Source organism: Dolichospermum circinale AWQC131C, assembly GCF_000426905.1.
Lineage (GTDB): Bacteria > Cyanobacteriota > Cyanobacteriia > Cyanobacteriales > Nostocaceae > Dolichospermum > Dolichospermum circinale.
The window spans coordinates 28,501-38,616 of sequence record NZ_KE384619.1; the positions used below are offsets into that span (position 1 = coordinate 28,501).

9 protein-coding genes are annotated in these 10,116 nt (G+C 37.5%); 4 read left to right on the forward strand and 5 right to left on the reverse strand.

Annotated features, from left to right (window positions below):
• Positions 1-546: 546 nt before the first annotated feature.
• Complete coding sequence (locus tag ACIR131C_RS22720; protein ID WP_155963114.1) at positions 547-870, reverse strand: hypothetical protein; 324 nt, start codon at positions 868-870, stop codon at positions 547-549.
• A gap of 142 nt (positions 871-1,012) precedes the next feature.
• The gene (locus ACIR131C_RS0113595; RefSeq protein WP_028090643.1) at positions 1,013-2,074 is read right to left on the reverse strand and encodes a D-alanine--D-alanine ligase family protein; all 1,062 of its coding nucleotides are present in this window, start codon (positions 2,072-2,074) and stop codon (positions 1,013-1,015) included.
• A gap of 514 nt (positions 2,075-2,588) precedes the next feature.
• Here ACIR131C_RS0113595 and rpsB point away from each other — a divergent pair.
• The 4 genes from rpsB to recG all read left to right on the forward strand — a co-directional run bounded on the left by rpsB (position 2,589) and on the right by recG (position 8,198).
• Positions 2,589-3,362: a 30S ribosomal protein S2 gene (gene rpsB / locus ACIR131C_RS0113600; RefSeq protein ID WP_028090644.1), complete on the forward strand. Its 774-nt coding sequence runs from the start codon at positions 2,589-2,591 to the stop codon at positions 3,360-3,362.
• 97 nt (positions 3,363-3,459) lie between these two features.
• Positions 3,460-4,404, forward strand: a complete 945-nt coding sequence (gene tsf, locus ACIR131C_RS0113605) for a translation elongation factor Ts (RefSeq protein WP_028090645.1) — start codon at positions 3,460-3,462, stop codon at positions 4,402-4,404.
• Between the two features lie 209 nt (positions 4,405-4,613).
• Positions 4,614-5,447 (forward strand): hypothetical protein, encoded by an 834-nt coding sequence (locus ACIR131C_RS0113610; RefSeq protein ID WP_028090646.1) that lies wholly within the window; start codon positions 4,614-4,616, stop codon positions 5,445-5,447.
• 270 nt (positions 5,448-5,717) lie between these two features.
• A complete protein-coding gene (gene recG, locus ACIR131C_RS0113615) occupies positions 5,718-8,198 on the forward strand; it encodes an ATP-dependent DNA helicase RecG (protein ID WP_028090647.1) in 2,481 nt (826 codons plus the stop codon).
• Between the two features lie 10 nt (positions 8,199-8,208).
• Here the strand turns inward: recG and ACIR131C_RS0113620 are convergent, their stop codons facing one another.
• Genes ACIR131C_RS0113620 through ACIR131C_RS0113630 form a run of 3 tightly spaced genes read right to left on the reverse strand, consistent with a single transcriptional unit; the run spans position 8,209 to position 9,869 of the window.
• Positions 8,209-8,445 (reverse strand): hypothetical protein, encoded by a 237-nt coding sequence (locus tag ACIR131C_RS0113620; protein ID WP_155963116.1) that lies wholly within the window; start codon positions 8,443-8,445, stop codon positions 8,209-8,211.
• A 5-nt stretch (positions 8,446-8,450) separates the two neighbouring features.
• Positions 8,451-8,864, reverse strand: a complete 414-nt coding sequence (locus ACIR131C_RS0113625; RefSeq protein WP_028090649.1) for a hypothetical protein — start codon at positions 8,862-8,864, stop codon at positions 8,451-8,453.
• 15 nt (positions 8,865-8,879) lie between these two features.
• A complete protein-coding gene (locus ACIR131C_RS0113630; RefSeq protein WP_028090650.1) occupies positions 8,880-9,869 on the reverse strand; it encodes an ImmA/IrrE family metallo-endopeptidase in 990 nt (329 codons plus the stop codon).
• Positions 9,870-10,116: the final 247 nt, after the last annotated feature.

Below are 10,116 nucleotides of genomic sequence, written 5' to 3' on the forward strand. Positions count from 1 at the left end.
ACTAACTAATTACTAATTGACAATGAATAACCAACAACTAATCACTATAAATAAAAAGAGAGTGGGAAGAGGCATACCAAAAGCCTAAAATCTCCCACTCTACATTTACTGCTGTAGCGTTCAGGAATATATAAATACTGTCAGTTATTTAGGGGGTTTTGATATAATAAAGACAGTGTTTATAGGGGGTGATTAGATTCCCATTGCAGTAAATGTTAAACCTGATTATTATTATTTTTGAGTCAATAAATGCCAAATTAATTATCTACAAATCATTGTTATTTATGCTAAAAAATGTTAGTATAAACTATGGTGTTCTATAAAAAAATCAATATTTAGTAGTCTTTAATAACCACAATATTGAATTTCTTTATCTGGAATCAATCTAACTTATGTGATTAAAACTTGGTTGCCAAGTTGGCACTTTCTCAAAAGTCTTATATTTTCAAGTTTTCAGCACTGTGTTGACATATATTCAACAAGTTAATGGGGGGTATGGGATTTTCTCCGGTGGGAAAATTATAGCGGATTTTTGCTATCAGATGATCAAGAGGAGGAATTTCTAGATTTATGACGTTTTTGAGGGGACAATTTTTGACTGTTGCGAGTGCGTTGAGTGGTTTTTTGTATCTCTCTGGAAGTTTGAAGTGAGTAAAAAATTACAAAAGAACCCGCAGCACAACAAGCAGCGATCGCTATTACCAACCATAGAGGTATAGAATTACTACCATCGGAAAATGTGGCAATAGGGGATTTCTGAATCGCCAAAAATGGGGATTTTTCCTGTGTTTTCTCTGGCACGTAACCAACATAACTCAGTTGCTGATAGGCAAAAATCGTCATTCCTATAGGAACGAGAAATAAGCTCAAGAACCAAATCCAAGGGTATTTTATCACTATATTTCCTATAGTTTTTATCTATCAATTTCACCTTCATCTCAATTACACAAATCATAGTCAAAACAAGAGGAAAATAAATAATAACTAAGTATTTTCCCCTTACTAGTTTTTGTTAATTAACTGGAGAATGTCTTTCAATTGCTAGTTGAATCAATTGATCTACTAATTGGGCAAATGGTATACCAGTATTAGCCCAGAGTTGGGGATACATACTTGTGGAGGTAAACCCTGGTAAGGTATTAATTTCATTGATGAAAATTTCTCCCGTAGTTTCCACATAGAAAAAGTCTACCCTAGATAAACCAGCACCATCAACAGCAGCAAAAGCTTGTAAGGCCATTTCTTGAATTTGCTGTGCTACTACCTCTGGTAAATTTGCGGGGATAAATAAATCCGCTTTTCCCGGTGTATATTTGGTTTCGTAGTCGTAGAAATCACTATCGAAAGTAATTTCACCTATGACTGACGCTTTCGGGTGATCATTACCTAAAACAGCACATTCAACTTCTCTTGCGACAACTCCAGCTTCGACGATAATACGTCTATCATAGGTAGCAGCATTATCTAATGCTACCTCTAATTCTTGACGCGATCGCACTTTAGCAATTCCCACTGATGAACCTAGATTAGCAGGTTTGACAAAACAAGGATAGCCTAATGCGGCCTCAATTTCATCACATAATTTTGGAAATACACAAGGATTTGACCAAATTTGTGCTCTTGTGACAGTTTTATATTTGACTTGAGGTAATCCCGCTTGAGCAAAGGCCATTTTCATGGCAATTTTATCCATTCCCGTTGCTGAACCCAATACCCCAGAACCGACAAAGGGGACTTGTGTTAGGGTTAATAAACCCTGTATTGTCCCGTCTTCTCCATTCGGGCCATGAAGAATGGGAAACCAAAGCTCAACTTGTGCGGTTTCGGGTGGGAATTGCCATAAATTAGGGGTTGTAGAGAGGATTTCTTGGGGAACACCAGATTCTAAAACTTGCTGCGCGATTACTCCAGATTGCCAAACTCCATCTTTTTGGATATAAAAAGGCAAAATTTCGTATTTATTAGCATTTTCTTCTAATTTTAGACCTTGAGCGATCGCCCTTGCAGAAATTATTGAAACTTCATGTTCCCCAGAACGTCCACCAAATAGCAAACCCACCCGTAGCTTATTCATTTTCTTATATATCTCCAAAACCCGCAATTTCTATTATTACCAGAGAAGAGCAACTGTTAATTAACCCCCGTCATGGATCTCTACCTCATCTATATTATTTATTATAGATAGTTCTTCCTCATCATTATAACGATAACATATTTTAAATCAATTGTCAACTCTCCTAAGCAGGGAAAAAGCAGCTAAATTGTACAATCCTCAGATAACTAAATCTTGTGGTGCGGGCATCCTGCCCGCCATAATTATACAAATGAAATGCAGTCTTTATTCTCTATTGGCGGCAGAGCCTCAAAGTCTAGTTCCCAGCCGGAGTCTGGGAACTAGTAAATATAGCTGTGTGACAACTAATAAAAATCTTGACCTTCACAAAAAATCTAGATTCAGTGGTAAAGTGAATATATTTGTGTTACCCTAGTACAGTTGTCAAAAATTCCGCACATCCAGGAATTCGGGTGTTTCTAAATTTAAGAAATGCACCTGGGTGGAGGTTTAACCCGAATAGGAGTAACAAAATATGCCAGTAGTTTCCTTGGCTCAGTTGATGGAGTCTGGTGTTCACTTCGGTCATCAAACCCGACGTTGGAACCCGAAAATGGCTCCTTATATTTACACCTCACGCAATGGTGTACATATCATAGACTTGGTGCAAACAGCCCAGTTGATGGATAACGCCTATAATTATATGCGGACTCAAGCAGAGCAAGGTAAAAAATTCCTGTTTGTGGGAACTAAGCGCCAAGCAGCAGGAATTATTGCTCAAGAGGCTCTGCGTTGTGGTTCTCACTATATTAACCAACGTTGGTTGGGGGGAATGCTGACAAATTGGGCAACAATTAAAACCAGAGCAGAACGTCTCAAAGATTTAGAACGGAGAGAAGAAACGGGCGCACTGGATTTATTACCCAAGAAAGAAGCTTCCATGCTGCGTCGGGAAATGACGAAGCTACAAAAATACCTGGGCGGTATTAAAAATATGCGGAAAGTCCCGGATATTGTGATCATTGTTGATCAGAAACGGGAATATAACGCAGTTCAAGAATGCGAAAAATTGGGTATTCCCATTGTGTCCATGTTGGATACAAACTGTGACCCAGACGTTGTGGATATTCCTATCCCAGCCAATGATGACGCAATTAGATCCATTAAGCTAATTGTTGGTAAATTAGCAGATGCTATTTATGAAGGTCGTCACGGTCAACTAGAAGTAGAAGAAGATTACGAAGATTACGAAGATTACACTGACGAATACGACGAAAGTGATCTGAGCGACTCATCAGACGAAGAATAAACATCTGTAATCAGGATTTAAAGATTCTAAGATGAGTCCTGATCATCTTAGAATCTTAATTAATATTTGTATCTGTCAAGTTAGGAATTGAGGCAACATGGCGGAAATATCTGCAAAACTCGTCCAAGAGCTACGCCAAAAAACCGGTGCTGGCATGATGGACTGCAAAAAGGCGCTGAATGAAAATGATGGTAATATCGAGGCTGCCATAACCTGGCTACGGCAAAAAGGTATTGCTAAGGCCGACAAAGGTAGTAATCGTATTGCCGCAGAAGGTCTGGTAGATACCTATATTCAGCCTGGTGGTCAGGTAGGTGTACTCATAGAGGTAAACTGTCAAACGGACTTTGTTGCCCGGAATGAGGCTTTTAAATCCTTAGTGAAGAACTTGGCTCAACAAGCTGCGACTGCGGATAGTATTGAGTCTTTATTGGCTCAACCCTATATGGAAAATCCCGGCGTTATTGTTGAGGAATTTATCAAAGAAACAATTGCTACCCTTGGGGAAAATATTCAAGTACGGCGGTTTGTTAATTTCTCTCTTGCTAATGGCACACCAGGAGTAGCAGACAGCTACATTCACACTGGTGGTCGTGTTGGTGTATTGTTGGAATTAACCGCTGAGACTGCTTCAACAGTTGCTAATGAAGAGTTCCAGGGTTTGGCCAAAAATGCAGCCATGCAAGTTGCTGCTTGTCCCAATGTAGAATATGTCAGCGTAGACAAAATTCCTGCCGAAATTGTCCAAAAAGAAAAAGACATCGAAATGGGTAAGGACGACTTGGCTAACAAACCAGAGAACATTAGGGAAAAGATTGTTCAAGGTAGAATTGAAAAGCGCCTGAAAGAAATGACTTTACTAGATCAACCTTATATTCGTGATCAGAGTATTTTGGTAGAAGATTTGGTAAAGCAAGTAAAATCTAAAATTGGCGAAAAAGTACAAGTTAGTCGCTTTGTTCGCTATGTCCTGGGTGAAGGCATTGAAAAGAAAGAAATTAGCTTTGCTGAAGAAGTTGCTGCCCAAATGGGTGCTAAGTAATTTCATCATTGGTCAGTGGTCAGATGTTAAGAAGATATACTTAATGGATTGCTGTTAATGATAGACTTTTAGTTCTGACTCATGACTATTTCTATTTACAGGCCAGCGTGTTCTACGTGGCCTGTATTTTATCAGAAAACGTAGTAGGGGGCATTTGATTGATCATTGACAATGGACAACACAGAAAGGACTATTACCAGTCTAAAATTATGGCCAGAGCAATTGAACGGATAGAAAAAGACATTATTGCATTAAAAGAGGCGACCAGAGCGATCGCTCAACAACTCAATTTAGCTTATGCTAGATATATAGATACTTTGGGACTGGCTTTACAAAAACAATTGATTTTAGCCAGTTATTACTTGTGTACCCAAGGATATCCTGATGAATTTCTTAACTTATCACTAAATCAGCGGCAAAAATTACAACAAGGTATTCGTCAATTAAGTCAACAAGCTGCCCAGAAATTAATTAGTTATATTCACCCTCTACAAGTTACCCAAACAGAAGTAATTTTAGAAACTGAGGAAGAAGACGAACAAGAAGAAAAGGAGGAACAAGAAGAAAATCAACAACAGCCTCAAGCTTTAGATCCTTCTAATCCTATAGAACTGGTACAATGGCAACAAGATATAGAACAAGGAATTGAAGAAACTTTAAAAAAAGTCTCCCAAAGGGCTAATATTCTCATCCAAAAAACAGGGGTTTTACCCAAAAAATTACCAGAAGCGATTTTAGCCGCTGCAACTGCTGCTTCAGAATCTTCTAGTGATATGATGCCCAGCTTTCCCAATATATTAAACTTAGTTATAGAAATTAGTGATCACGAAGATGCGGAAGATTCTATCACTCAGATTATGGCTATTCACTTGCGACTCGAAGAAATAGAATTTGCTGATGTGACACTATTGACAGAGCGCAAAGGAATTCGTAATATTTTAATGCAACTGAGTAAATTAGGACGTGAGTATCAAAAAAGACAAAAAGAACTGAAGATTGCTGAAGCTGAAGCTGCTTGGCGTGCTAGTTGGTTCGAGGATTAGTCAGCCTGTAGGGGAATAACAATATATGAGCATTTCTATCAAGAAAATCTATTTTTCAAAACTCAATCATTTCTGATATCATGTCCGTCCAATCACTTACGATCCAATCACTTACGATATAGTTGATCATTCTCTTGCCTTTTCCCAATTACCAATTACCCATTACCAGCCTCAACAGATATGATAAGTGTTCAACCGAACATGATATTATCTCTTAACAAATAACCAACAAGTAATAACTAATAACCAATGACCAACAACTAATGACCAATGACTAATAAAACACCTGATTGGATAAGATTGCATAAAGCCTTAGCATTTGAAGCGGAAAATGGCTTTATAGATTTAGTAGGTAAGCAACACCGCTTTAGTGAATTTTTAAGTTTAACCTTTGGCAAATTTCCCCTGGGCTTACCTCAAAAAGAACGTTCTCGTTGGCAAGAAATAGCAATTCAATTTGCCAATTATCCAAATTTGGCATTAGCAGAAAAAAAAGATTTAGTGGCAGAAGTTAGAAAATATCTGAATCAATTAGAAGAAGAATTAGAAACAAAAACTCCCCCAAAAGTTTACGAACTTAAAAGTCAAAATTCTAAAAATCAAAATCCCACCACTCCAATTGTTGCCGAAGTCAGTAAAAAACTAGCCCCCAAAATTGATCAAAAACTTAGCGTTTTACCAGAAATCGGTATTAAAAAAGCTGAAAGTTTAGCCCGATTAGATTTACATACCGTCCGTGATTTATTATTTTATTATCCTCGTGATCATATTGATTATGCCCGTCAGGTAAATATTAGTGAATTAACGGGTGGGGAAACAGTAACTATCATAGCGACGGTGAAAAGGTTTAATTTCTTTACCAGTCCTAAAAATAAAAAATTATCAATTTTAGAATTAATTCTCAAAGATAATACGGGACAAATTAAAGTTAGCAGATTTTTTGCAGGTGCGCGTTTTACTAGTCGTGGTTGGCAGGAAACTTTAAAACGCAACTATCCTGTAGGTAGTATGTTGGCGGCTTGTGGGTTAGTCAAAGGTGGTAAATATGGTTTAACTTTGGATAACCCAGAATTGGAAGTTTTAGCAAATCCTGGAGATCCTATTGATTCTCTCACTATTGGGCGAGTTGTGCCTATTTACAGCTTAACTGAGGGAGTAGTAGCTAATACTGTCAGACAGGCTGTAATGACGGCTTTAACAGCGGCTGTTAATTTAAAAGATCCTTTGCCTAAAGGTTTACGAGAAAAATATGATTTAATGGAATTAAAAGAGGCTATTCCTAATATTCATTTTCCTAAAGATAGTGACTCTTTAAAAATTGCTCGTCGTCGCTTAGTATTTGATGAATTTTTCTATTTACAAGTTGGTTTATTACAACGTCAGAAACAAGCTAAAACAATTCAAACTGGTGCTGTTCTTACACCCAAAGGAAAATTATTAGAAAAATTCCAGAAAATTCTCCCTTTTAAATTTACCGGCGCACAGCAACGAGTTATTAATGAAATTCTCACCGATTTACAAAAACCTGCACCCATGAATCGTTTAGTTCAAGGTGATGTTGGTTCAGGTAAAACTGTTGTTGCTGTTATGGCTATTTTAGCCGCAATTCAATCAGGTTATCAAGCAGCGTTAATGGCTCCCACGGAAGTATTAGCAGAACAGCATTATCGTAAGTTAGTTAGTTGGTTTAACCTGCTACATTTGCCTGTGGAATTATTAACAGGTTCGACAAAAATAGCTAAAAGACGAGAAATTCATGCTCAATTAGAAACTGGTGAATTACCTTTATTAGTTGGGACTCATGCCTTAATTCAAGATAAAGTTAATTTCCAAAGATTGGGTTTAGTGGTAATAGATGAACAGCATCGTTTTGGGGTACAACAAAGAGCAAAATTACAACAAAAAGGCGAACAACCTCATGTTTTAACAATGACTGCAACTCCTATTCCTCGCACTTTGGCATTAACGGTACATGGGGATTTAGATGTTAGTCAAATTGATGAATTACCACCAGGAAGACAACAAATTAAAACCACTTTATTGACTGGTCATCAAAGAACCCAAGCTTATGATTTAATCCGTCGAGAAGTTGCCCAAGGTAGACAGGTTTATGTAGTTTTACCTTTGGTAGAAGAGTCGGAAAAATTAGATTTGCGTTCCGCTGTAGAGGAACATCAAAAATTACAAGAAAGCGTTTTTCCTGATTTTCAAGTTGGGTTATTACATGGACGCATGACTTCAGCGGAAAAGGAGGAAGCTATTCACAAATTCCGCGATAATGAAACTCAAATTATCGTTTCTACCACTGTGATTGAGGTGGGTGTAGACGTGCCTAATGCTACGGTGATGTTAATTGAACACGCGGAAAGATTCGGTTTATCACAATTACACCAATTACGGGGGCGTGTCGGACGAGGTGCAGCGCAATCTTACTGTTTATTGATGAGTAGTACAAGAAGTGCGGATGCTCAACAGCGTTTAAAGGTATTGGAACAGTCCCAAGATGGGTTTTTTATCTCTGAAATGGATATGCGGTTTCGTGGTCCGGGGGAAGTGATGGGAACTCGCCAATCAGGTGTAGCAGATTTTACCTTAGCTAGTTTGGTGGAAGATGAGGATATTTTGCTGTTAGCACGACAAGCAGCGGAAAAGGTGATTGATATTGATGCAAGTTTAGCCCGTTGGCCGTTAATGCAGGATGAGTTAAAGTATAGGTATGCGCGGTTAATGGGTGGCGCGATTTTAACTTGATTAATATCAATCAAGGATTTAGGGTTTTTACCTCAACAGGTGGTGGTAAAGTGTCAATCAGCAAATCTCCCGTTACAGAGCGTAGCTCTTTTACACGGTCTTCAAGAATTACTAAGGCTGTTTCTTTTTTTGTCAGCTTACCATCTGCAAAAACTTCAGCAATATTTTGATTACATAAATCAGAATTAATAATTCTGCGCCGTATTTTATCAAAATCATTATCATTGCTAATCAAGTTTATCAACAATTGCTCTAAATTATCCTTTGACAGAGTCTCTGTTTAATATTAGCTAAATTAGAATTTGATAGAGCTTTTAAAAATCTTCTGTCACTAGTTAATATGTAAAAATTAGCTTCCTCTTTTGTTGCAGCAACAAGCAAAGCTTCTCCAGAGTCAATTCCTTCTACATATAAGCATGGTAATTCTGAAATATCAATTGATCCCTGATCAATTTTTTGGCATTTATCTGCTATGGATTTAGCACTTTGAATACTTTGCTCTTTATATTTTCTTCTTAACCTAGACGAGCCACCAAAAAAATCTGAAGCTGTAGGTAGAACTCTAATATCTTTCTGCGATGTATTTAAACTGGTAATCATATCCCAAAAGAGATTGTATGATGCCAGTTCTAAAATGACATCATTATCAACTAAATAGACTAACAAGAATACACTCCTATCTTAGACAAAATTACACCCTGTTACCAGTCTAAGATATTCTTCGCTATCTGAGTCCAATTCTTCCCAGTGTAAATTATCAGAAAGAAATTTATTAATTTTTGCAGAAGCATTGGCTTTAGGTTCAATAATTTTTAATGCACTCATTCCAATAGGCCAATTTGATTTTTGCCAAGCATAGTTTAAAGCTACTATGCCGGGGTCTACTTGATGTTGATTACCAAGTTTGCGCGCAGTGCGTGCTAGATCTACAGCACTTGACATTTGCCTCCAACTATATTCATTTTCTCCAAAAAGCAGCTTCACAGCAAAATTATTAGCTTCTTCCTCTTCTTGGTCTGTAATCTCCTCTAGTATATTTTCATCAATTAACACTCCATCTTGAACATGACCAAAAACAATATGTCCCAGTTCATGGGCAATAACAAAAACTAAACGAGCAGAAAATTTCCAACCTGAACTAATTACAATTATTGGGCGACCATTTAAATGTGTAGCCATTCCATCCATTTTAGGAGTTTTTGGAGGGAAATCAGAAAAATGTATAACTGGAATGCCACAGGACCAACAAAATTTAACAAGACCATCAAGGTCTACCCAAGGATTATTTTTGAGAATAATTCTCCGAATTTCAGAAGCATCTGCGACAACTCCTTTAAAAGGCGATTTAGAAACATATCCAGCCATCTCAGCTATGCGTGTTGCTAACCTTTGAGCAACTAATAGGCTCTGCTCATCAGTAGTTTGCCTTTTTTTGAACTTAGAACTATTAACCTTTTTAAATTCTATGGGAACATTGGGATTAAACACTGATGCTATATCTAACCCTAGACGCTTGGAAATATAACCTGCTGCTTCCATTACAGCAACAGGATTTTTTTCCAAATCACTATTCCACCACTCAGGTAAAGCCTTCTCTTGAATGAATGTTGGTGGAAAACCCATTTTTGACAAACGAGCATATAGCGTTGGCATTTCCAGTGTTTGACTCATATAATCCCTCCGCTGACTATCAACTGACTCCAGACCTTAATTCGACACAGCATTTATATAATGGCATTCTTGCTGCATTTCTGGAAACATTTTTTGGTAGGAGTAGCTGTTTAGTACATATTTACCATATTATAGCATAATTTATAATGTAATGCACCATCTCAAATGTCAAATCCCTGTACTTAACTGTGGTTTTGAGATAGATAGGGATCTAAACGCTGCAATTAATTTATCGCGTTTGGCTAAA